The organism is Stutzerimonas kunmingensis (assembly GCF_002929225.1).
In the GTDB taxonomy this organism is placed as follows: domain Bacteria; phylum Pseudomonadota; class Gammaproteobacteria; order Pseudomonadales; family Pseudomonadaceae; genus Stutzerimonas.
This window is the reverse complement of the sequence record NZ_PISM01000004.1, coordinates 531,904-555,599: the sequence shown is the minus strand read 5'-3', so window position 1 is coordinate 555,599 and position 23,696 is coordinate 531,904. Positions and strand designations below refer to the sequence as shown.

Sequence of the window (23,696 nt, the reverse complement as noted above, 5' to 3'; positions counted from 1 at the left end):
AGCACTGAGGCATCACGCCGCAATGTTAGAACGTTTGTCCCAGCGAGAACTGGAATACCTGAGTATCGGCCTCGTCCGGCTTGACCACCGGCATAGCCAGACTGAAGCTCAGCGGGCCCATTGCGGTAATCCAGGTCAGACCGACACCCACCGAGCTGGCCATATCGCCGAAGTCGATATCGCTGCAATTACTCGACTCTGTTGGGCAATTGGTGTTGTACACATTACCTACGTCCCAGAACACCGAGGTACGCAGCGAGCGCTGATCCTTGACGAACGGCATGGGGAACAGCACTTCCAAGCCCCCCTGGATGAGTACGTTACCACCGAACGGCAGAGGATCCTGATCCGGGTCGGCGATGGTGCCTGGGCGCGACCCGTCACTCGGCGTGCTACGAGGGCCGAGGCTGCTATCCTCGAAGCCGCGTACCGAATTGAAGCCGCCGGCATAGTAATGCTCGTAGAACGGCAGGCTCGAGGTCGAGCCATAGGCGTCCCCGTAACCCAGGCGCGTATGCATGCGCAGGGTGTAATCCTTGCTCATCGGTACGAACAGCTGGCCGTTGTAGTCGAGTTTGTAGAAAGACAGGTCGCTACCCGGAATAGTACTTTCGAATACCAGGCTCTGCGAATGGCCGCGAGTGGCGAGCACGCCGCGATTGAGGGTCGACTCGGACCAACCTGCAGATGCCTTGAAGTTGAGGAAGCTGTCGCCCTCCTCCTCCATGAAGTCGAAGATCTCGTCCACGGTATAACGGCCAGTATCAAGATCATCCTGCTGCACAGTCAGGCCGAATGACAGTCGAGACGTCTCGCTGATCGGGTAGCCGATGTTGATGCCGCCACCAAGGCTATCCACCGAATAACTGGAAACGTCGTAATCGAGCTCGTCGTAATCGGTGGTGCGATAGAAGGCGTTATACCCCAGGCTGACACCGTCTTCGGTCCAGTAGGGGTCGACGAAACCGAAGTTGTAACGCGTCTGGTATTCGCTGCGAGTCAAGCCCAGGGAGACCCGGTTACCGGTACCGAGGAAGTTGTTCTGGCTGATGGAGCCACCCAGAATCAGGCCTGCGTTCTGCGCAAAACCGATGCTGGCCATGATCGAACCGGACGGTTGCTCCTCGACGCTGTAGTTGACGTCGATCTGATCATCCGTACCTGGAACCTGCGGCGTTTCTACGTTCACTTCCTTGAAGAAGCCCAGGCGCTCGAGACGAGTCTTGGATTGGTCGATCAAATAGGTCGACGCCCAACCACCTTCCATCTGGCGCATCTCGCGACGCAGCACTTCATCTTCGGTCTTGGTATTCCCGCGGAAATTGACGCGATTGACGTACGCACGCTTACCCGGATCGACGACGAACGTGATCGACACCGTATTGTCTTCGTCGTGAGCTTCAGGAACACCGTTGACGTTGGCAAAGGTATAGCCTTCGTTACCCAAGCGCCGTGTAATCAGCTCGGAGGTCGTAGTCATCACCTTGCGCGAGAACACCTGACCTTCTTTTGCCAGCAACAGCGCCTCGATCTCTTCCTGCGGAACCTTGAGATCACCGCTCAGCTTGACGTCGCGCACGGTATAGCGCTCGCCTTCGTCGATGTTCACGGTGACATAGACGTGCTTCTTGTCTGGCGTGATGGATACCTGGGTCGAGGTGATATCCATGTTGATGTAACCGCGATCCAGGTAATACGAGCGCAGGCGTTCCAGGTCACCGGAGAGCTTTTCACGCGCGTACTTGTCGTCGTTGCGGAAGAACGACAGCCAGTTCGTGGTCTTCAGCTCGAACAGATCCACCAGATCTTCGTCCGCGAAGACAGAATTGCCCACGATATTGACGTGCTTGATCGCCGCCACCGAGCCTTCGTTGATCTTGATCTTCAACGCCACCCGATTACGCGGCTGCGAAATGACCTCGGTTTCGATGGTCGCCGAATAGCGCCCCTGGGCAACGTACTGGCGCTGCAGTTCATTACGTACACCCTCGAGCGTGGCCTGCTGAAAGATTTCCCCTTCGGCCAGACCGGACTGCTGCAAACCTGACAGCAGATCTTCGGTCTTGATCGCCTTGTTGCCTTCGATCTCGATGCCGGAAATAGATGGTCGCTCGACTACGCTGATGACCAGCACATCGCCATCCCGCCCCAGCTGAATATCCTGAAAGAAACCGGTTCGGAAGAGCGCACGAGTGGCATCGACGAGGCGATTGTCATCGGCGGGCTCACCCACGTTCAAAGGCAGAGCGCCGAATACGCTGCCGGCGGAAACCCGCTGCAGGCCATTGACCCGGATATCGGAAATAGTGAAGGACTCAGCGTGAACTTCGGCGATCATCAATGCGGAGATAACCGCAGGTAGCAGCAGACGTTTCATGAAGTCCTTTCTTATTCAAACCTGATAAATGAACCGGCGATTCGGCATGGCGACACTACGGATTCGGCATTACAGACGGCCAAGGTCATTGACCAGTGCAAGCAGCATCACCCCAACCACCAGGCTGATGCCGATCTGTACTCCCCATCCCTGTACCCGCTCCGACAGAGGACGTCCGCGGACCCACTCGACGAGATAGAAGAGCAGATGGCCGCCATCGAGCACCGGGATAGGCAATAGATTGAGAACCCCCAGACTAATGCTCAGATAGGCGAGGAAATTGAGGAAATCCCCCAGTCCCGACTGGGCAGAAGCGCCCGCCACTTTAGCAATGGTTATCGGACCGCTCAAGTTTTTTACCGAGAGCTCCCCGAAGAGCATTTTCTTCAGCGAATCGAGGGTCAGCAGGCTCATGGTCCAGGTGCGTCTTACGCCTTCGACCACCGCTTCAAGAGGACCGAAGCTGACTTCGCGCAGCATTTCCGCTGGCCATTCACCACCTTCGACACCCGCCCCCAGATAACCGCGGCGCGCATCGCCTTCGCCACGCGCGGCCAGCGTCAACGACACATCGAGTCGCTCACCGGCGCGCTCCACCTGCAGGGATACCGGCTCACCGGGCAGTACCTTGACTGCGTCGATCACCTGCTGCCAATCGTCCAGTGGCTGCTGATCCATACTCAACAGGCGGTCGCCGAGACGAATACCTGCGGCCTGCGCCGGGCCTTCAGGGTCCAACTGAGCGACCACTGGGGCAATCTGAGGGCGCCAGGGTCTGATTCCGAGCGAGGTGATCGGGTCCGGCTCCTCCACGCCTTTCAGCCAATTCTGCAACGGGATCTGCAAGTGCTGCTCGCCAGAACCGCCAAGCTCTCGCACCGTCATATCGAGCTGACCGCTCTCGCCCAGGCGCCGTACCAACTGTAGATTGACCTCGGACCAGCCACTGACTGGCTTGCCATTGACCGCAACGATCTCCTGATCGACCGCCATCCCCGCCTGAGCAGCGAGACTGCCTGGCACGACAGCACCGACAACAGGCCGCACCTGTTCGCTGCCAAGCATCGCCAGCAGCCAGAAGAACACCATAGCTAACAGGAAATTGGCCAACGGCCCGGCGGATACGATAGCGAAGCGCTGGCGGACGCTCTTGCGATTGAATGCACTGTCGAGCAAAGCGGGAGGCACGTCGCCCTCACGTTCGTCGAGCATCTTGACGTAACCGCCAAGCGGTATCGCAGCGATGACGAACTCGGTGCCCTGCCGGTCATGCCAGCGAAGCAGCGGACTACCGAAGCCAACGGAGAATCGCAGCACCTTCACGCCACAGCGACGGGCAACCCAGAAATGACCGAATTCGTGAAAGGTCACCAACACCCCGAGCGCAACGAGGGTGCCGATGATCATGTAGAGCGCGCCCATATTTTCCTCCGGGAGTGGGTCTGTTGACGTTTCGCTGCAAGCCGCGAGGCCGGCAGACCCTATCGCCCGCGGCAGCTCAACCAGTGGTCGGCAGTTTCACGAGCCTGGTTGTCAGCTGCCAGTACATCTTCAAGGCAGACAGTCGGAACCGATGCCTCTCGATTCAACACGTCGTCGATGATACTCGCGATCTCGGTGAAGCGGATGCGTCGATTGAGAAAGGCGTCAACCGCCACTTCGTTCGCGGCATTGAGCATCGCCGGCGCCGTGCCACCGGTCTCCGCGGCCAGGCGAGCAAGCCGCAGACAAGGGAAGCGCAGGTTGTCCGGCGCCTGGAAATCCAGTCGCCCAACCTGCAACAGATCCAGCGCCGACACACCGGAATCGATTCGCTCCGGCCATGCCAGCGCATGCGCAATCGGCGTACGCATGTCGGGATTGCCGAGTTGCGCGAGCACCGAACCATCCACGTAGTCCACCATAGAGTGGATAACGCTTTGCGGGTGAATCACCACCTCGACCTGATCTGGTCGCGCGTTGAACAACCAACAGGCCTCGATCAGCTCAAGCCCCTTGTTCATCATGCTGGCCGAATCCACGGAAATCTTGCGCCCCATCGACCAGTTGGGATGAGCGCAGGCCTGCTCCGGCGACACATCCGCCAGAAGCTGCGGCGCAATATCTCGAAACGGCCCGCCAGAAGCGGTGAGCAATATCCGCCGCACACCGACAGCACCAAGCCCACGGGCATAATTGGATGGCAAGCATTGAAAAATCGCGTTGTGTTCGCTATCGATCGGCAGCAACACCGCATCGCTATCGTGCAGTGCCTGCATGAACAACGCGCCGGACATTACCAGCGCTTCCTTGTTCGCCAGCAACACTCGCTTGCCTGCCCGCACGGCGGCGAGAGTCGGCTTCAGCCCAGCGGCACCGACGATTGCAGCCATCACGACATCGACCTTGGGATGGCCCGCCACCTCGCTCAGACCGCCCTCGCCGCTCAGCACTCGGGTGGCAACGCCATCGGACTGCAACTGCCCCTGCAGCACGCCGGCTTGCGCTTCATCACCGACCACTGCATAGCTCGGACGATGCTTGAGGCAGAGCGAACGCAGGTCGGCGAGCCGGCTGAAGCCGGTCAGCGCAAATACGCTATAGCGATCGGGATGACGAGCGATGACATCCAATGTGCTAAGTCCGATCGAACCGGTCGCCCCCAGCACGGTTATCTGTAGAGGTCGTGTCACAGCACGCCCCAGCCAGCAAGCCAAAGAAGCACCGCAAAGATCGGAATGGCCGCGGTAAGACTGTCTATGCGATCCATTACACCGCCATGCCCGGGCAGCAGCTGACTGCTGTCCTTGATGCCCGAGCTACGCTTGAACATGCTCTCGGTGAGGTCACCGATCACCGAGATCAACACCACCACCGCTGCACCCAGCAGCGCTAGCACCAGCTCTCGCACCGACCAGCCGCGGTAAATGCCGACCGCCAGCGTGATCAGCAGACTGGTCAACAGGCCACCTATCAGCCCCTCCCAGCTCTTGCCAGGACTGACCTGCGGTGCAAGCTTGCGCTTGCCGAACGTCTTGCCGGAGAAATACGCCCCGATATCCGCAGCCCAGACCAGAATCATCACGGCAAGGATCAACCAGTTACCCAATGGCCATTGCTTGAGCACGACCAGCGCCTGCCACGACGGAAGCAGAATCGCCAGACCGATCACCAGACTGCCAGCGGAGCCACCCCAGAGACGACTGCTCTGCGGATAGGTCAACACCAGATAGGTTGCTGCCAGCCACCAGAGCACGGCGAGCGCCAACAGCCAGGGGGCCAGTGCCGGAAGTTGATACAGCACGGCAAGCAGCACCACGACCAGCGCCGCATAAGCGATTCTCACCGGCTGGCCCGCGAATCCAGCCAACCGGGCCCATTCCCAGGCACCTAGCGCAACGACCAGCCCAATGAAGATGGCGAAAGCGAGCCCATGAAGGAGAAAGAACCCAATGATCGCGACGGGCAGAAGGATGGCGGCGGTGATGATGCGCTGCTTCAGCATTCGGCCTTGACCTCGCTTTCGACCTGTTCGCCCGTTTTGCCAAATCGCCGCTGTCGAGTGGCGAAATCGGCGAGCGCCTTGCGCATGGCAACGTGCTTGAAGTCGGGCCAATAAAGATCGGAAAAATACAGTTCCGCATAGGCGAGCTGCCAAAGCAGGAAATTGCTGATGCGCCGCTCACCGCCGGTGCGAATGCACAGATCGGGCAACGGCATGCCGCCGGTCGCCAGATGGCTCTGAAACAGAGCAGGTGTAATTTCCGCCGGATTCAGACGCCCGGACTGCGCCTCGGCAGCCAAGTGCTGAGCCGCCTGAAGAATGTCCCACTGCCCACCGTAATTGGCGGCAACCTGGAGGACGAAACGATGATTGGCGGAAGTCATCTCTTCCACCTCCAGCATCGCGGCCTGCAATTCGGGATGGAAACGGGCACGATCGCCGATGATGCGCAGGCGAATGCCGTTCTCATCGAGCTTGCGCGCCTCACGCCGCAACGCCGACAGGAACAGTTCCATCAGCGCACCGACTTCATCTGCCGGGCGCTGCCAGTTCTCGCTGGAGAACGCAAACAGTGTCAGCACCTCGACGCCGGAATCGGCGCAGACCTCAATCACGGCGCGAACCGCGTCGACACCGGCTTTATGCCCGGCCACACCGGGCAGCAAACGCCTCTTCGCCCAGCGATTGTTGCCATCCATGATGATCGCCACGTGACGGGGTACATTCCGCCCGGCGATCTGCCTGACCTTTTCCATGAACAACTCTACTTGCGCTAAAACACGCTGCGAACCAAAAGAAAAAGCTGCAAGCAACAGCTCTGAGGCATCTGCACTGTCGCATCACGAACCGGTCCCCCGATTCAGGACACGACAGCAGCGATTCGATGCCGGCCTTATACGGCCATCAGGTCGCCTTCTTTGGCTTCGAGGGCCTTGTCGATCTCGGCAACGTACTTGTCGGTTAGCTTCTGGACGTCATCCTGGCCACGACGTTCCTCGTCCTCACTGATTTCCTTTTCCTTGACCAGGTCCTTCAGCTGCGCGATCGCATCACGGCGGATGTTGCGCACTGCGACTCGGGCGTTCTCGGCCTCTGCGCGGGCCTGCTTGGTGTAGCCCTTACGGGTCTCCTCGGTCAGCGCGGGCATCGGCACACGAATTGTGGTGCCAGCGGTGGCCGGATTCAGACCCAGGTCTGAGGTCATGATCGCCTTCTCTACCGCCTGGATCATGCTCTTGTCGAACACTGTCAATGCCAGAGTGCGGGAGTCTTCGGCGATTACGTTGGCAACCTGACGCAGCGGAGTGTCGGAACCGTAATAGGAGACCATAACGCTATCGAGAATACTGGGATGCGCACGGCCGGTACGGATCTTGGCGAATGCATGGTCCAGCGATTCCAGGGTTTTCTTCATGCGCTCCTGCGCGTCTTGCTTGATCTCGTTGATCATTCTTTCGATTCCTCGATCAGGGTTCCTTCAGCGCCACCTAGCACGATGTTGAGCAGGGCGCCGGGCTTGTTCATGTTGAAGACCCGCAGCGGCATGTTGTGGTCACGGCACAGACAGATGGCTGTCAGATCCATCACGCCAAGCTTGCGATCCAGCACTTCGTCGTACGTGAGCTCGGCAAATTTCTCCGCATTCGGATCCTTGAACGGATCTGCGGTGTAAACACCATCGACCTTGGTGGCCTTGAGCACGACATCCGCCTGGATCTCGATCGCACGCAGACAGGCGGCCGAGTCGGTGGTGAAGAATGGATTGCCGGTACCGGCGGAGAAAATAACCACCTCGCCGGTCTTCAAATGACGCATCGCCTTGCGACGGTCATAGTGATCAGTCACGCCGACCATGGAAATGGCAGACATGACCAGCGCCGGGATGTTCGAACGCTCAAGCGCGTCGCGCATGGCCAGCGCATTCATCACAGTGGCCAGCATACCCATATGGTCGCCGGTGACGCGATCCATACCGGCCGCCGAGAGCGCAGCACCACGAAAGAGGTTGCCACCACCGATGACCAGTCCGACCTCGACGCCGATGCCCACCAACTGGCCGACTTCCAGAGCCATACGGTCAAGGACCTTGGGATCTATGCCAAAGTCTTCGGAGCCCATCAGGGCCTCGCCGCTCAATTTGAGCAGAATGCGTTTATAGCGAGGATTGCGTGCACTCATCTGCTGAGCCATTGGCGTGTTATCTCCTGCGGCGTGCTGTGATCAAGTCTGAATGACTCAGACCAAAAAATATCTGCGCTTTGACAGCTCAACCCGGGGTTGGTGCCAGGCGATGACTATATCGTGACAAAAAAACAATTCCGCTGCCCAATTCGACAAAGAGGCCGCGCGCGTGAGCGGGCAGCCTCTTTGCCAGAACCACCGAAGCGGCCTTATTTCTTGGTCGCAGCGACCTGAGCAGCAACTTCGGCAGCAAAGTCGACTTCGGCCTTCTCGATGCCCTCGCCTACTTCGTAGCGAACAAAGGATACGATTTCGGCACCAGCTTTCTTGGCCAGCTCACCAACCTTGATTTCCGGGTTCTTGACGAACGCCTGCTCAACCAGGCTGGCTTCGGCCAGGAACTTGTTGATACGGCCCTTGACCATGTTCTCGACGATGTTTTCCGGCTTGCCGGCGATCTTGTCGGCATTGAGCTGCAGGAAGATTTCCTTTTCCTTGGCAACCAGCTCTTCGGAAACATCAGCCGGGCTCAGAACCGCAGGATTGCTGGCAGCCACGTGCATGGCGATATCCTTGGCCAGCTCGGCATCGCCACCCTTCAGGGTGACCAGCACACCGATGCGGTGACCGTGCAGATAAGCACCAACCACCTCACCTTCCACTGCGGTCAGGCGACGGATGTTGACGTTCTCGCCGCACTTGGCGACCAGCGCTTCGCGCGCGGATTCACGAGAAGCAATCAGCGGGGCCACATCGGTCAGCTTCTGCTCGAAGGCCTCGTCCAGGCTTTCCTTGACGAACGCCTTGAAGTCATCCTGCAGAGCCAGGAAGTCAGTCTGCGAGTTGACTTCGATGATCAGACCACGACCACCCTCGACGCGAACGGCGATCGAGCCCTCGGCAGCGATGTTGCCCGACTTCTTGGCGGCCTTGATGGCGCCCGAGGCACGCATGTCGTCAATCGCCTTTTCGATATCACCGCCAGCGGCGACCAGAGCCTTCTTGCACTCCATCATGCCCTGACCGGTACGCTCGCGCAGTTCTTTGACCAAGGCTGCAGTGATTTCTGCCATGTTGGGAATCCTCTCGATTTGGTTTCTAAACCACTCACCCAATACACGGGTGATCAATTCGCAAGAGACAAAAAGGGGGCCTAGCCCCCTTTTTGTTCATCGGGTGTCACGCTGCAGTGCGCCGCACTCAGCCCTGAGCCGCTTCGGAAGCAACTTCCTCGACGAACTCGTCAGCGCCACCGGCATCGTTCTGGCGACCGCGCAGAACAGCGTCAGCCATGGAGCCGAGGTAGAGTTGCACGGCACGGATGGCGTCATCATTACCGGGAATGATGTAGTCAACGCCTTCCGGGCTGCTGTTGGTATCGACGATGCCGATGACCGGGATACCCAGCTTGTTGGCTTCGGAGATAGCGATGCGCTCGTGATCGACGTCGACGACGAACATGGCGTCCGGCAGGCCGCCCATATCCTTGATACCACCCAGGCTGCGCTCGAGCTTCTCGAGATCACGGGTACGCATCAGAGCTTCTTTCTTGGTCAGCTTCTCGAAAGTACCGTCCTGGGACTGCCCTTCCAGCTCACGCAGACGCTTGATGGAGGCGCGGATGGTCTTGTAGTTGGTCAGCATGCCACCCAACCAGCGATGATCGACATACGGCGAGCCACAACGAGCAGCTTCTTCGCGAACGATCTTGCCGGCGGAACGCTTGGTGCCAACGAACAGAATCTTGTTCTTGCCTGCAGCCAGCTTCTCAACGAAACGCAGCGCGTCGTTGAACATCGGCAGGGTTTTTTCCAGGTTGATGATATGGATCTTGTTGCGCGCGCCGAAAATGTATTTATCCATTTTCGGATTCCAGTAACGGGTCTGGTGGCCGAAGTGCACACCGGCCTTCAGCATATCGCGCATAGTGACTTGAGACATGATCAGTCCTCGAATAAGTCGGGTTAGGCCTCCACGCGTCCCGATATCCAACTCTTGCGAGCACCCAGGATACCGTGTCGACACGTGTGTGGGGTTAGGCTCGACGGGGTCTACCCCGCTGAGCGGCGCGTTTTATAGCACAACGACCATCGAGAGGCTACTGCTTTGAACTCTCTACAACAGGCTCAGCAGTGCAATCAGCCCTGACCTGCAGGCCGCAGGCGCTTTGGTTTATCATCGCGACTTTCCGTTATTGCCTTCGCCTGCGGGCATACAAGAGGTTTGCATGACTGTCACCATCAAGACGCCCGAAGATATCGAGAAGATGCGCATTGCCGGGCGCCTCGCCGCCGAAGTTCTCGAGATGATCGGCGAGCACGTCAAGCCAGGCGTCACCACCGAGGAACTCGACCGCCTTTGCCACGAGCATATCGTCAACGTTCAGCAGGCCATTCCCGCTCCGCTGAACTACAAGGGCTTTCCCAAATCGATCTGCACCTCAATCAACCACGTTGTCTGCCACGGCATCCCGAACGACAAGCCGCTGAAAGACGGCGACATCCTCAACATCGATATCACTGTGATCAAGGACGGCTATCACGGCGACACCAGCAAGATGTTCATGGTCGGCAAGGTGCCCGAGTGGGCCGATCGCCTCTGCCAGGTCACTCAGGAATGCCTCTATAAAGGCATCGAGCTGGTTCGCCCGGGCGCACGACTCGGGGACATCGGTGAAGTCATCCAGAAACATGCCGAGAAGAATGGGTTCTCCGTGGTCCGCGAATACTGTGGCCACGGCATCGGTAAGGTCTTCCATGAGGAGCCGCAGGTTCTGCATTACGGCCGTGCCGGCACCGGCATGGAGCTCAAGGAAGGCATGACCTTCACCATCGAGCCGATGATCAACCAGGGTCGCTCGGAAACCCGACTGCTTGGCGATGGCTGGACTGCGATCACCAAGGATCGCAAGCTATCGGCGCAATGGGAACACACCATCCTGGTGACCGCTGACGGCTACGAGATCTTCACTCTGCGCAGCGACGACACCATCGCTCGCACCTCTACCTGAGATTTCACAGCCGCAGCCCCCACGGGAGGACGTTCGCATGCCCCAGGTTGACCCGGAGCTGTTTGACCGCAGCCAGTTTCAGGCGGAGCTGGCTCTGAAGGCCAGCCCCATCGCTGCGTACAAGAAGGCCATACGCCAGGCGCGGCAGGTACTGGACGAGCGGTTCAAGGCAGGTCGGGACATCCGTCGCCTGATTCAAGATCGCGCCTGGTTCGTCGATCAGATTCTGCGCTCGGCCTGGGATCGCTTCGACTGGAACAATGGCGCAGATATCGCGCTCGTCGCAGTGGGTGGCTACGGCCGAGGTGAACTGCACCCCTACTCCGATATCGACCTGCTCATTCTGCTCGACGCCAACGACCAGGAAATCTTTCGCGACTCGATCGAGGGCTTTCTGACCCTTCTCTGGGATATCGGCCTGGAAGTCGGGCAGGCCGTGCGCTCCGTTGCCGAATGCGCCGACGAAGCGCGCGCCGATCTCACGGTCATCACCAACCTCATGGAAAGCCGGACGATCGCCGGCCCGGAGCGCCTGCGCCAGGCCATGCTGCGGGTCACCAGCACCCAACAGATGTGGCCTAGCAAGGAATTCTTCCTCGCCAAGCGCAACGAGCAGCGCGCACGACACGCCAAGTACAACAACACCGAGTACAACCTGGAGCCCAATGTCAAAGGCTCCCCCGGCGGCCTGCGCGACATCCAGACCATCCTCTGGATCGCCCGTCGCGAGTTCGGCACGCTCAATCTGCAGGCGATGGTCGATCAGGGCTTTCTTACCGAGGGTGAACACAGCCTGCTGACCGCCGCCCAGGAGTTTCTCTGGAAGGTGCGCTACGGCCTGCACATGCTTGCCGGTCGCGCCGAGGATCGCCTGCTGTTTGACCATCAGCGCAGTTTGGCCGCGCTGCTGGGCTATGAAGACAATGATGCCAAGCTGGCCATCGAACGCTTCATGCAGAAGTACTACCGGATCGTCATGAGCATTGCCGAACTCAGCGATCTTGTCGGTCAGCACTTCGCCGAAGTGATTCTCTGGGAAGGCGAGTCAGGCCCGATCGTGCCACTAAACAGCCGATTTCAGGTACGCGACGGCTACCTTGAGGTGAGCAACGCAGCTATCTTCAAACGCACCCCTTTCGCGATCCTGGAAACCTTCGTGCTGCTCGCCCAGCATCCCGACATCCAGGGCGTTCGCTCGGACACCATTCGCCTGCTCCGCGATCACCGTTACCTGATCGATGACATCTTCCGCCAGGATCTGCGCAACACCAGCCTGTTCATCGAGCTGTTCAAGTGCAAGGAAGGTATTCACCGCAACCTTCGCCGAATGAACCGCTACGGCATCCTGGGCCGCTATCTGCCGGAGTTCGGCCACATCGTCGGGCAAATGCAGCACGACCTGTTCCACATCTACACCGTCGACGCGCACACGCTCAATGTCATCAAGTACCTGCGCAAGCTGACCAAGCCGGGCGTCGCCGAGAAATATCCGCTGGCCAGCAAGCTGGTCGAAAGGCTGCCCAAACCAGAGCTGATCTACATTGCCGGGCTCTATCACGACATTGCCAAGGGCCGTGGCGGCGACCATTCGGAACTCGGCGCGGTGGATGCCGAGCAATTCTGCAGTCGTCACAAGCTGCCGGCGTGGGATACCCGACTGGTGGTCTGGCTGGTGGAAAACCATCTGGTCATGTCCACCACAGCGCAGCGCAAGGATCTGTCCGATCCGCAGGTGATCAATGATTTCGCCCAACTGGTCGGCGACGAGACGCACTTGGACTATCTCTACGTCCTGACCGTGGCCGACATCAACGCCACCAACCCGACCCTGTGGAATTCCTGGCGCGCGAGCCTGCTGCGTCAGCTCTATACCGAAACAAAGCGGGCCTTGAAACGCGGGCTGGAAAACCCGCTGGGGCGCGAAGAGCAAATCCGCCAGACCCAACGCGCTGCGCTCGATGACCTGGTGCGCCAGGGCACCGATCCGGATGACGCCGAGCAGCTCTGGTCACAGCTGGGCGACGACTATTTCCTCCGGCACACCGCCACCGATGTGGCCTGGCATACCGACGCGATCATCGAGCACCCGGCCAACGGTGGGCCGCTGGTGCTGATCAAGGAAACCACGCAGCGGGAGTTTGAGGGAGGCACGCAAATATTCATCTACGCGCCAGACCAGCATGACTTCTTCGCGGTAACCGTGGCGGCCATGGATCAGCTCAACCTGAACATCCATGACGCACGCATTCTGACGTCGAGCAGCCAGTTCACGCTGGACACCTACATCGTGCTGGACGCCGACGGCAGCCCGATCGGCAATAATCCGAAGCGGATCGAGGAGATTCGCAGCGGCCTGATCGCCGCCCTGCGCAACCCGGACGACTACCTGACCATCATCCAGCGCCGTGTCCCACGGCAACTCAAGCACTTCGCCTTCCCGCCGCAGGTCACCATCCACAACGACACACAGCGGCCGCAGACCATTCTGGAAATCATTGCACCGGACCGGCCCGGCCTGTTGGCGCGTGTGGGCCAGCTGTTCCTCGATTTCGATCTATCGGTGCAGAACGCCAAGATCGCGACCTTGGGCGAACGCGTGGAGGACGTATTCTTCGTCACCGACGCAGACAACCAGCCGCTGTCCGACCCGCAGTTCTGCCTGCGCCTGCAGCAGGCGCTCGTCAAGGAGCTGCAGCAGGAGAACGAACAGCAACCCTCACCGAGCAGCATCCTGATCTGAAATGGCCTCGCCTGCTCACCTACCTGGCGCTGCAAGACAGGTAGGAGGCAGGCTCAATCCCAAGGCTGACCCCGCGTTTGTTCGACAGCTGGCAGTTTCTGCTGCATTGCAGCCTTGGCCAGCATGTGCGCACTGACCGGCGCAGTGAGGAAGAGAAACAGCGTGATCAGCAGCTCGTGCAGACTCAAGCCATCGTTCTGGCTGCTGAAGAAGATCATCGACGCGATCACGATACCGCCAACACCCAGCGTCGTCGCCTTGGTCGGGCCATGCAGGCGCGTGTAGAAATCCGGCAGCCGGTAGAGGCCGATCGCACCGATCAGCGCGAACAGGCTGCCGATAATAAGGAACACGCTTACCAGCACTTCGATCCAGAATGGCATGTCGTTTCCCTCAATCAATGATGTCGCCGTGCAGCAGGTGCTTACCGATTGCCACGGTACTGACGAAACCCATCACGGCAATCAGCAGTGCAGCCTCGAAGAACAGGTCGGAGGCGAGCCAGATGCCGAACAGCACGATAAGCGCGAGCGCGTTGATGTACAGCGTATCGAGCGCTAGCACTCGGTCGGGCATGTCCGGCCCCTGGACCAGACGAACGACATTCAACACCGCCGCCAGCCCCAAAACGGCCATACAGAACGGAATCACGTAGGCGAGCATTCGAAGATCTCCAGCAGTGGCGCCTCATAGTTACGCTTGACGTCAGCGATCAGCGCATCGACGTCAGGCACGTCCAGCGCATGCACCATAAGCATCTGGCGATCCTGACTCAGGCAGGCAGATACCGTCCCAGGCGTCAGCGAGATGATGCTGGTCAGTGTGGACAGGACGAACTCGTTCTCGATGGCCATGGGCACCTCGATGAACGCAGGGCGCAGGTTTTTCTTCGGCCCCAGCACCAGCTTGGCGACGTGCACATTGGCCACGACGATGTCAAAGAGCACCTTGAGCGAGAACACGCACAGCTGCAGCGGCTTGCGTATGCGCGGCACCTCAATGAGAAACCCCCGAACCAGAAGTGGAATCGCCCAACCAAGAAACAGACCGAGCAAGAACTGCCCGAAGCTCAGCGTGTTATTGAGCAGCAGCCAGAGAATGGCCAGCATCAAGGTCAGGGCGGGATTAGGTAACCAGCGCGCTTTCATGCCGCACCTCCCTGAAGGATCTGCAGATAAGGCGCAACATCCAGCAGCTGCGCAGCAGTTGCCTGCACGAACGCCTGCAGCGGGCCGGCGGCGACAACCAGCATCACACTACCAAGCAGCAGGCCGACCGTCGCCAGGACCCGAATGGCATCGGCAGGCTGCCCCACCGCCTCGGCACTGGGACGCCAGAACACCAGGCTGCCGGCTCGGCTCAGTGAAATCAGCATGCCCAGCCCCCCGACCAACACCACGGCCCACAGCGCGATAGCGTCTGCGCCAAGCTCGATGGCGCGCAGCAGCATCACCTTGCCGAGAAAGCCGGAGAACGGAGGCAGACCGGCCACGGAGATGGCGCCCATGAAGAACAGCGTACCCAGCAGCAGCGGCTGACGCAGCGCAGGCGCCGAAATCAGATCGGTCCCCAGGTCTCCGCGCTGACGAGCTATCAGATCGGCGAGCAGGAACAAGCCGCCCGCAACCAGCGTGCTGTGGACCAAGTAATAAAGTGCCGCAGCAAGCCCTGCCTCGCTGCCGAGCGCAATACCCGCCAGAAGCGTGCCCACCGACACGACCACCAGATAGGCCAGCAGCACCTGCAGGCTGCGAGCGGCCAATGCGCCTATCACGGCCGCACCGAGCGTCAGCAGAGCCAGCGGCCAGAGCCAGACATCGACCATGCCGCTCAACTCGCCCGCTTCGCTGCCGAAGACCAGGGTGAACACACGAATGATCGCGTACAGCCCGACCTTGGTCATGATCGCGAATAGCGCAGCGACCGGCGCGGTGGCCGATGCATAAGCCCGCGGCAACCAGAAGTACAGCGGCAGGATTGCGCCCTTGAGCGCGAACACCACCAGCAGCAGATACCCGGCGGCCGCCAGCAGCGGCGCATCGGCCGGATCGGCCGCGCTCACACGGGCAGCCATGTCGACCATGTTCAGGGTGCCCAGCAGCCCGTAGAGCATGCTCACGCCGATCAGAAACAGCGAAGAGCCGAGCAGATTCAGCACAACATAGTGCATACCCGAGCGCACCCTGCGCTGACCATGGCCGTGCAGCAGCAAGGCGTACGAGGAGATCAACAGGATCTCGAAGAACACGAACAGGTTGAACAGGTCGCCGGTCAGGAAGGCACCATTGATGCCGAGCAGCTGGAACTGATAGAGGGCGTGAAAGTTCGGCCCGCGCTCATCATCACCACGGCACGCATAAAGCGCTGCGAAACCAGCCAGCACCGCCGTCACCAGCAGCATCAGCGCGCTCAACCGGTCCAGCATGAGAATGATGCCGAATGGCGGCTGCCAGCTACCCAGCGCATAGATCCGCAGCTGGCCATCATCGGCAAGCAGCACCAACCATATCGCAATCGGGACCAGGGTCCAGGTTGCCGCCAGTGAAAGCAGGCGCTTGGTCGACTTGTTCGCGCGATGAGCGAACAGCAACAGCGCCCCCATGAACAACGGCAGCAGCAGCGGGAGAATCAACGCATGATTCATTTGCGCGGCTCCTCACCATCGACGTGATCGGTACGCAGCTCTCCGATGCTGCGCAACGCCAGCACCACCACGAAGGCGGTCATGGCGAAGCCGATGACAATGGCCGTAAGCACCAGCGCCTGCGGCAGCGGATCGCCATACTCCGCGCTCTTGCCTATCACCGCCGGAACGCCGGTCGCCAGCCGGCCCATGGAAAAGATGAACAGATTGACCGCATAGGAAATCAGCGTCAGCCCCATCACCACCGGAAAGATCCGGGCACGCAGGAGCAGATAGACGCCACTGGCCGTCATGATTCCCAGCGTGATTGCGAACAGCGCTTCCACTACAGCACCTCCCTGTTGGAATCGTCCTGGCTGACCTGGCCGATGTTGGAAAGAATCAGCAATGTCGCGCCGACAACCACCAGATAAACCCCCAGATCGAAGAGCATTGCAGTCGCCAGCTCGAACTCTCCGACGAGAGGCAGATGGAAATACCCGAATGACGACGTCAGGAACGCGTAGCCGAACGCCCAGCTGCCCAGCCCCGTCAACCCCGCAATAAGCAGGCCTGCGCCGCAGAGTGCGTGATAGCTGATCGGTTGCCGCGCCTGTGCCCAGCTCACGCCATGCGCGATGTATTGGAGAATCAGTGCCACCGCGGTGATGAGACCGGCAATGAATCCGCCACCCGGCAGGTTGTGCCCGCGCAGGAAGATGAAGGCGGAAATCAGCAGCGCCATCGGTAGCAGCGCGCGGGCAAGTGCATCCAGAACCATGGGGTGCCGGTCAACCGACCAGGGTCGCCCGCCGTAGTCGCGAACCGGGTGCGGCAGGCGCAGGCCTTTGAGTAGCGCATAGATGCCTACGCCGGCGATCGCCAGCACTGCGATCTCGCCCAGGGTATCGAACCCACGGAAGTCCACCAGGATCACATTCACGACGTTCTTGCCGCCGCCGCCGGAAACACTGTTCTCGAGGAAGTACGACGCGATGCTGTCATAGGGCCGGGTCAGCACGGTGTAGGCAAGCAGCGCGACCATGGTGCCGCTGCCGCCCGCGAGAACGAAATCGCGGAAGGCACGCAGACTGCTCGACTCGGCCGGCGTACGGTCGGGCATGAAGAACAGCGCGAGAATCAGCAGGATGATCGTCACCACCTCTACCGAAAGCTGGGTCAGCGCCAGATCCGGGGCGGAATAACGGGCAAACCCGAGCGCAACCATGAGACCAACGACACTGAGTACGATCAGCGCGGTCAGACGGCGGCGATGGAAAAGCACGGTCAGCAGCGAAGTCAGCGCCAGAATCGCCATACCCAGCACGGTGATTCCATCAAGCGGCGTCAGCGCGACCGGCCCATGCAGCGTTTCCAACGGGGTCAACGCAAAAACCACGAGCACCAGCGTACTGAGCAGCATGAGGGCGATGTAGCGTTGCAGCGAGCCGTTTTCCAGCAGACAGGTGACGTGACGTGCGGCGAGGGTCAGTCCGCCCATCACCCGTTCGAACACCTCCAGCGAATCGACCGTGGGCAACCCTTCGTACCAGCGGAACGCCCACTTGCGCAGCGAATAGATCAGTATCCCGCCAATCAGCGCAGCAAAGCTCATGGCCAGCGGCAAGTTGAAGCCGTGCCAGATCGACAGGCTGTATTCAGGCACGTTGCCATTCAGCGTTCCCGACACCGCCGCCGCCAACAATGGGCCTACGGTGAAAGCCGGTAGCATCCCCACCAGCAGGCAGAGCAACACGAGGATTTCCACCGGAATCTTCATGTAGCGTGCAGGTTCGTGTGGCGGGTACTTCGGCAGATCGATCGGCTCGCCGTTGAAGAACACGTCGTGAACAAAACGCAGCGAATAGGCGACCGAGAACGCACCGGCCAGCGTCGCTGCCGCGGGAATCGTCCAATAGAAGCTACCGAGCAGGTGCTGATCGAGCGTCTCGGCGAAGAACATTTCCTTGCTCAGGAAACCATTGAGCAATGGGACACCGGCCATTGCCAGCGACGCCACCATCGCGAGTGCCGCGGTGTGTGGCATGTACTTCCACATGCCATTGATGCGGCGCATGTCGCGAGTGCCGGTCTCGTGATCGATGATCCCGGCGGCCATGAACAATGAGGCCTTGAAGGTCGCGTGGTTGATGATGTGAAAGATCGCCGCGACCGCTGCAAGACGCGAGTCCAGGCCAAAGAGCAAGGTAATCAGGCCCAGATGGCTGATGGTGGAATAGGCCAGCAGGCCTTTCAGATCGTGCTGGAACAGCGCCATCACCGCGCCCAGCAGCAATGTCGCCAGCCCGGTGACGCTGACCATGTAGAACCACCACTCCGACTCGGCCAGCGCCGGGTACAGTCGAGCGAGCAGGAAGACACCAGCCTTGACCATGGTCGCGGAATGCAGGAAGGCCGACACTGGTGTAGGGGCCGCCATTGCCTGCGGCAACCAGAAGTGGAAAGGGAACTGCGCGGATTTGGTGAACACACCGAGCAACACGAGAATCAAAGTCAGCGGGTACAGCGCATTGGCGCGGATCAGATCGCCCGAAGCGAGCACGGTTGTGAGCTCGAAGCTGCCGACGATATGGCCGATCAGCAGAATCCCGGCGAGCAAGGCGAGGCCGCCCCCCCCGGTGATGGCGAGCGCCATGCGCGCGCCTTGGCGCGCATCGGCGCGGTGATTCCAGTAACCAATGAGCAGGAACGACGAAAGGCTCGTCAGCTCCCAGAACATCAGCATCAGCAGCAGATTCTCGGACAGCACCACGCCGAGCATGGCGCCCATGAACAACAGGAAGAAGCCGAAGAATCGCCCCATCGGGTCCTTCTTCGACAGGTAATAGCGAGCGTAGAGAATGACCAGAAGACCGATGCCGAGAATCAACAGGGCGAAGAGGAAGCCCAATCCATCAAGGCGCAGGCTCAGGTTGAGTCCGAGCTGCGGCAACCACTCGTAATGGATGATTTCGGTTTGGCCGGCAAATACGTCGGCCCGTTTGGTCAGCAGCAGAATCAGCGCTGTCAGTGGCGCCAGGCCCGCGCCAAAGGCACAAGCGGAGCGACCAAACCGCTCCAGGAGCAAAGGCAGGAAGATGCCCAGAAATGGCAAAGCGATGATCAGCGCAAGCGCCATGAACGAGACCCCTTAAGCCACCTGAGCGGAGGCATTCTTATCCTTGCAGGCACAGCAACTGCCTGAAACAGCACATAAATGTGTGCCCGATTATCCATACCGATGATGCTGGCGTCATGGATTCATGTATTTCGAAAAACAAAAAGCGCTGTCACCGCTCCGTTTACGGAGCGGTGACAGCGCTCTGACTTCAGCCTCGGGCAGCTGCTATGAAGATCAGGGCGCCACGCGACTGGTACCACTGACGGTGAGGATGCGAACCCGTTGTCCGACCCGAAACACCTGATTGGGCTCCACGGCCTGCACATAGGCGCGCATGTTGCCATCATCCTCGCGCACCGTGATCTCGACACCCTGGGTGCGGGTAATCCCCTCTTCCGCCGCCGACCCCAGCATGCCACCTGCCACAGCACCAATCACTGCAGCAACCGCACTGCCACGGCCACCGCCGATGCCGCTGCCGGCAACGCCGCCAACGACGGCACCGGCGCCAGTGCCGATGGGGGTCTTGGTTCCCTCGATCTTCACCGGGCGCAGCGACTCGATGGTTCCGTAACGCACAGTCTGTACGGCTCGCGCCTCATCCCGAGAATAGGTATCTCCGGTCAGGCTGGAGGCGCACCCACCCAGAGCGAGCGTCAGAGCTGTAAAGGAAGCGACATAAATGGACCTACGCATTGCAATTCTCCTGCGGACAGCTGTTTCTTTCTGAACGGCGGCATGAGCAGTAGCGACAAAAAAGCGCTTGGCAACTTCTCCGTCCTGACTCAGCATTTACTACCTTCCTAGCATACCTATGCGAGTCGAACCTGGCGCACCGGTTCCTCTCGCCGAGACGATCCATGGATTACTTCATCATAGCCATCACCACCATAGCTGGCCTGGCTTTTCACGGCTGGCTGATCATGCGCTTCCGACTTTGGGCCGATCGGGACCTGGCGCTTTCAATCGCCGGCAGCGACCCAGACAAGCGCAGCTGGATGCTACAACGCCTCGCCGACGCGAAGAGTCAGAAGATCAAGCGGCGGGAACTACAAAGCTGGCTGGAGCAGCAGGTACAACACTACCCCGACCTCTGATCGGCACTTTCAGAAGATCAGACCCGAACAGACAAGCCACGCTTTCATGGTCTCTGACCATCGGCAAGCACATCCCTAGCACCAGGTGATCGTTTGCTGGTTACAGAGCGTTACCAGCACGGCGCGAGAGCTTACCGGCTGGCGCTCCAGCAAAGCGCCGCTCTCCGGTACAAGAGGCTTGGAGCAACAGCGCCTGGACTAGTTCGTTGCTGGGAGACCATTTAGGGCGCCAAGCGCTCCCGCTGCCAGCTGTTTGCGATCAAACGATAGTCGAGACGATCATGCAGGCGGCTAGGCCGGCCCTGCCAGAACTCCATACGCTCCGGCAACAGGCGATAACCACCCCAGTGCGGCGGACAATGGGGTGCCGTGTCGAGAAAGCGCTGCTCGGTTTCCGCCAGCAAACGCTCAAGTTCGGCGCGATCGCGAATCACCTGGCTCTGCGGCGATGCCCAGGCACCGAGCCGGCTACCCAAGGGGCGGACTTGAAAATAAGCATCCGACTCCTCCTGAGTAACCTTCTCCACCCGCCCCTCGATACGAACCTGACGCTCGAGTGTCGGCCAGAAGAAAGTCATGGCTGCATAGGGCGAAGCATTCAGTTGCTCACCCTTGGCGCTGTCGTAATTGGTGAAAAAGGTAAAGCCTCGATCATCCAGCGCCTTGAGAAGCAGGATGCGACAGTGAGGACGGCCGTCGGAGTCGACCGTAGCCAGGGACATCGCGTTAGGCTCCACCGGCGCCTGTTCGGTTTTCGTGGCCTCGGTGAACCACTGACGAAACAATCCGAACGGCTCGGCTGGTGCATTGGCCTCGCTGAGTCCGTCACGGGTGTAGTCACGGCGCATATCGGCCAGGGTCTGGATCATCGCGGGGCTCCTTGTAGTCGAATAAGCAGGCTTCAGCCTACCAGGCGGCCATTCGCCGGGCGACGGTGGTTGAACCCAGCCGGCCTGCATGAACTAGCTTATCCGCGTGCTCAGGCAACGCGCTTGATTCAAGGCAACCATGCCCAACGAAAACAGGCCCGCATGCGGGCCTGTCGATATCCAATGCCTGGCAGCGCTACTTGGCGACCTCGGCTTGCGCCACCTGAGTCGCGGCCTGCGCCGGCTGCTCGTACTTAGCGATCAATGCGAGCATCGTCGCCTGCGGCGCCAGTACCATCTCGACCCGACGGTTCAGAGCCCGGCCTTCCTTGCTGTCGTTGGCTGCACGCGGCATGTCGGAACCCAGGCCTCGAATGCGCAGGCGGTTATGCTTGAGGCCACTCAGGCGGAAAATGGCCGCCACGGCACCGGCACGCTCGCGACTTACGGTGCGATTGGTGTCCGCAGAGCCAGTGCTGTCGGCATGACCGAGTACGACTACGGCAGTCTTGTCGTCCTTCTCGACCAGCTTTGCAACACGGGTGATCGGCCCGAGGGTTACCGGCAGGAGCATGCCGGGACGATCCGGATTGAAGGACGAGTCCACCGGCGCAGTCACCACCAGCACGCTGTCACGGCGCTCCACCTCGAAACCACTGCCCACGAGCGCATCCTTCAACTGCGGCTCGTACTCATCGAGCCAGGCGTAATCCACCTTGACCGTAGCCGGGGCAGCGGCCTCGCTCGGTTTCTCGCTCTTCGAGCTGCACCCGGCAACGACGATCATGCAGAAAATCAGGGAGACGCTCTTCAGCAGGTTCATGAGGCAGGTTCCGTCAACCAGAAGCGTTCTAGGAGGGTGCGACCAATCGAGGTGAGGCCACTATTGAGTTCGAGTTGAAATTGTGGACGCAAGCCCTTCTTTTGAAAAGCCTGCGAGGCCAGAAGTGACGAGTGGTTCAACGCAGGCATGCTGCAACGCTGCGCGCCAGCGATTGAGCACGCGGGTCCATCAGCACATAGGGGCCGAGGGTATTGGTCACGAAACCGAACCCCAGTTCACGCTCCGGATCGGCAAAACCAACACTGCCACCGGCACCAGGGTGACCGAACGCCTGCTCTCCCATACCAAAGGTGGCATTGGCGACGTGCGGCTGATCCAACCAGCAGCCGAGGCCGAAACGCGTGGCCGCCAACAGAGTGCGGTCTTGTCCTGCGCTGTGCTCACTGGTCATCTCGCGCAGCAGCGACTCATCCAGAAGTTTGCCCTGCAGCAACCCTGTATAGAAACCCGCCAACGAGCGGGCATTGCCATGGCCGTTGGCTGCCGGTTGCGCCATGCGTCGCCATTCCGGTTTGTTACCACTGCTCATGATGGACGGTGGATTGTTGAAGGCCCGGACACTTATTGACTCCGGCTCGCTCATCAACGCCTTGAACAGGCGCTGCGCGGCAGCGTCACCGAAGTCGTTCTTGGTGCGCGTGAGATAAGCGACACGATGAGCCTCGGAGTCGCCGAGACCGATATGGAAGTCAAGCCCGAGCGGCACCGCCGTACGACGAACGATCGACTCCCCAGGCCCACAGCCATCGACACGACGCAGGAGCTCACCAACCAGCCAGCCGTAGGTCATCGCCGCGTAGCCCTGATCGGTGCCGGGCGTCCACCATGGCTCTTCGGCTGCTAGCGCGGCGGTCATGACGTCCCAGTCGTACAGCGCTTCGGCGGCTAGCGGTCTGCGAATCGCCGGCAATCCCGCCCGATGACAGAGCAGCTGACGCAGGGTGATGGTTTCCTTGCCATTGACTGCGAACTCCGGCCATATACGGCCGACGGGCTCATCCAGCTGCAACTTGCCTTCCTCGACCAGCTGCAGCGCAGCAACCCCGGTGAAGGTCTTGGTGCAGGAGAACAGGTTGACCACCGTATCGCTGTGCCACACCTGCTCGCCCTGATTGTCGGCAACGCCGGCCCAGAGATCGACGACCGTCTCGCCGCCGATCTGCACGCAGAGTCCCGCGCCGCGCTGCTGGGTGCCGTCGAACAGCGCGCCGAACGCATCGCGAACGGCCTCGAAACGAAGATCGAAATAGCCCTGAACCTGCACGCTGTCACCTCTCGCAATCAATTCTCGGGATTCTTGCAGCCGCCATTACGCAACAAAACCGCCAGACGAAGCGCTGATGGGGTGAT

At 60.1% G+C, this 23,696-nt stretch carries 22 protein-coding genes; 3 read left to right on the top strand and 19 right to left on the bottom strand.

All coding sequences use genetic code 11. The features are described from left to right. Window positions 1-25: 25 nt before the first annotated feature. The 9 genes from bamA to rpsB all read right to left on the bottom strand — a co-directional run bounded on the left by bamA (window position 26) and on the right by rpsB (window position 9,983). Window positions 26-2,377: an outer membrane protein assembly factor BamA gene (bamA, locus tag CW305_RS03690; RefSeq protein WP_003299362.1), complete on the bottom strand. Its 2,352-nt coding sequence runs from the start codon at window positions 2,375-2,377 to the stop codon at window positions 26-28. Between the two features lie 69 nt (window positions 2,378-2,446). Further along, window positions 2,447-3,799, bottom strand: a complete 1,353-nt coding sequence (gene rseP / locus CW305_RS03685) for an RIP metalloprotease RseP (protein ID WP_104097118.1) — start codon at window positions 3,797-3,799, stop codon at window positions 2,447-2,449. Window positions 3,800-3,858: 59 nt separating this feature from the next. Further along, a complete protein-coding gene (gene ispC, locus CW305_RS03680; protein ID WP_104097117.1) occupies window positions 3,859-5,049 on the bottom strand; it encodes a 1-deoxy-D-xylulose-5-phosphate reductoisomerase in 1,191 nt (396 codons plus the stop codon). After that, window positions 5,046-5,861 (bottom strand): phosphatidate cytidylyltransferase, encoded by an 816-nt coding sequence (locus CW305_RS03675; protein WP_041013551.1) that lies wholly within the window; start codon window positions 5,859-5,861, stop codon window positions 5,046-5,048. Before CW305_RS03675 ends, ispC begins: the two co-directional genes overlap by 4 nt. Then, window positions 5,855-6,616: a polyprenyl diphosphate synthase gene (gene uppS / locus CW305_RS03670; RefSeq protein WP_104097116.1), complete on the bottom strand. Its 762-nt coding sequence runs from the start codon at window positions 6,614-6,616 to the stop codon at window positions 5,855-5,857. The genes CW305_RS03675 and uppS overlap by 7 nt, the downstream gene beginning before the upstream one ends. Before the next feature lie 137 nt (window positions 6,617-6,753). After that, complete coding sequence (gene frr, locus CW305_RS03665; protein ID WP_014819905.1) at window positions 6,754-7,311, bottom strand: ribosome recycling factor; 558 nt, start codon at window positions 7,309-7,311, stop codon at window positions 6,754-6,756. Beyond that, window positions 7,308-8,051: a UMP kinase gene (gene pyrH / locus CW305_RS03660; RefSeq protein WP_014819904.1), complete on the bottom strand. Its 744-nt coding sequence runs from the start codon at window positions 8,049-8,051 to the stop codon at window positions 7,308-7,310. The genes frr and pyrH overlap by 4 nt, the downstream gene beginning before the upstream one ends. A gap of 200 nt (window positions 8,052-8,251) precedes the next feature. Then, the gene (gene tsf, locus CW305_RS03655; protein ID WP_014819903.1) at window positions 8,252-9,115 is read right to left on the bottom strand and encodes a translation elongation factor Ts; all 864 of its coding nucleotides are present in this window, start codon (window positions 9,113-9,115) and stop codon (window positions 8,252-8,254) included. Window positions 9,116-9,242: 127 nt separating this feature from the next. Beyond that, window positions 9,243-9,983 carry a 30S ribosomal protein S2 gene (gene rpsB / locus CW305_RS03650; protein WP_104097115.1) on the bottom strand — a complete coding sequence of 247 codons (741 nt, stop codon included), beginning with the start codon at window positions 9,981-9,983 and terminating at the stop codon, window positions 9,243-9,245. 286 nt (window positions 9,984-10,269) lie between these two features. Here rpsB and map point away from each other — a divergent pair, with 286 nt between their 5' ends. Both map and CW305_RS03640 read left to right on the top strand, forming a co-directional pair. Further along, entirely contained in the window at window positions 10,270-11,052 is a 783-nt protein-coding gene (map, locus tag CW305_RS03645) for a type I methionyl aminopeptidase (protein WP_023443744.1), read from the top strand. Window positions 11,053-11,089: 37 nt separating this feature from the next. Continuing rightward, a complete protein-coding gene (locus CW305_RS03640; protein ID WP_023443743.1) occupies window positions 11,090-13,792 on the top strand; it encodes a [protein-PII] uridylyltransferase in 2,703 nt (900 codons plus the stop codon). A gap of 53 nt (window positions 13,793-13,845) precedes the next feature. Here the strand turns inward: CW305_RS03640 and CW305_RS03635 are convergent, their stop codons facing one another. From CW305_RS03635 to CW305_RS03605, 7 genes are all read right to left on the bottom strand, one after another. Continuing rightward, a complete protein-coding gene (locus tag CW305_RS03635; RefSeq protein WP_003299378.1) occupies window positions 13,846-14,175 on the bottom strand; it encodes a Na+/H+ antiporter subunit G in 330 nt (109 codons plus the stop codon). Between the two features lie 10 nt (window positions 14,176-14,185). Continuing rightward, the gene (locus CW305_RS03630; RefSeq protein WP_023443742.1) at window positions 14,186-14,455 is read right to left on the bottom strand and encodes a K+/H+ antiporter subunit F; all 270 of its coding nucleotides are present in this window, start codon (window positions 14,453-14,455) and stop codon (window positions 14,186-14,188) included. Next, window positions 14,440-14,940 carry a Na+/H+ antiporter subunit E gene (locus CW305_RS03625; protein WP_014819899.1) on the bottom strand — a complete coding sequence of 167 codons (501 nt, stop codon included), beginning with the start codon at window positions 14,938-14,940 and terminating at the stop codon, window positions 14,440-14,442. The genes CW305_RS03630 and CW305_RS03625 overlap by 16 nt, the downstream gene beginning before the upstream one ends. Next, window positions 14,937-16,436 (bottom strand): monovalent cation/H+ antiporter subunit D, encoded by a 1,500-nt coding sequence (locus tag CW305_RS03620; RefSeq protein ID WP_023443741.1) that lies wholly within the window; start codon window positions 16,434-16,436, stop codon window positions 14,937-14,939. Before CW305_RS03620 ends, CW305_RS03625 begins: the two co-directional genes overlap by 4 nt. Beyond that, on the bottom strand, window positions 16,433-16,762 hold the full coding sequence (locus CW305_RS03615; protein WP_003299385.1) for a Na+/H+ antiporter subunit C: 330 nt from the start codon (window positions 16,760-16,762) through the stop codon (window positions 16,433-16,435). Before CW305_RS03615 ends, CW305_RS03620 begins: the two co-directional genes overlap by 4 nt. Next, complete coding sequence (locus tag CW305_RS03610) at window positions 16,762-19,554, bottom strand: monovalent cation/H+ antiporter subunit A (protein WP_023443740.1); 2,793 nt, start codon at window positions 19,552-19,554, stop codon at window positions 16,762-16,764. Before CW305_RS03610 ends, CW305_RS03615 begins: the two co-directional genes overlap by 1 nt. 216 nt (window positions 19,555-19,770) lie before the next feature. Further along, entirely contained in the window at window positions 19,771-20,232 is a 462-nt protein-coding gene (locus tag CW305_RS03605) for an outer membrane lipoprotein (RefSeq protein WP_041013547.1), read from the bottom strand. A gap of 164 nt (window positions 20,233-20,396) precedes the next feature. Between CW305_RS03605 and CW305_RS03600 the strand changes: the two genes are divergently transcribed. After that, on the top strand, window positions 20,397-20,633 hold the full coding sequence (locus CW305_RS03600) for a hypothetical protein (protein ID WP_104097114.1): 237 nt from the start codon (window positions 20,397-20,399) through the stop codon (window positions 20,631-20,633). Between the two features lie 221 nt (window positions 20,634-20,854). Here CW305_RS03600 and pdxH read toward each other — a convergent pair whose 3' ends face one another. The 3 genes from pdxH to CW305_RS03585 form a co-directional block, all read right to left on the bottom strand. Continuing rightward, window positions 20,855-21,502, bottom strand: coding sequence for a pyridoxamine 5'-phosphate oxidase (gene pdxH / locus CW305_RS03595; RefSeq protein WP_014819894.1), 648 nt, complete (start codon window positions 21,500-21,502; stop codon window positions 20,855-20,857). A 196-nt stretch (window positions 21,503-21,698) separates the two neighbouring features. Further along, window positions 21,699-22,325 (bottom strand): OmpA family protein, encoded by a 627-nt coding sequence (locus tag CW305_RS03590; RefSeq protein ID WP_014819893.1) that lies wholly within the window; start codon window positions 22,323-22,325, stop codon window positions 21,699-21,701. A 136-nt stretch (window positions 22,326-22,461) separates the two neighbouring features. Beyond that, a complete protein-coding gene (locus CW305_RS03585; RefSeq protein WP_042925701.1) occupies window positions 22,462-23,610 on the bottom strand; it encodes an EstA family serine hydrolase in 1,149 nt (382 codons plus the stop codon). Between the last annotated feature and the right edge of the window lie 86 nt (window positions 23,611-23,696).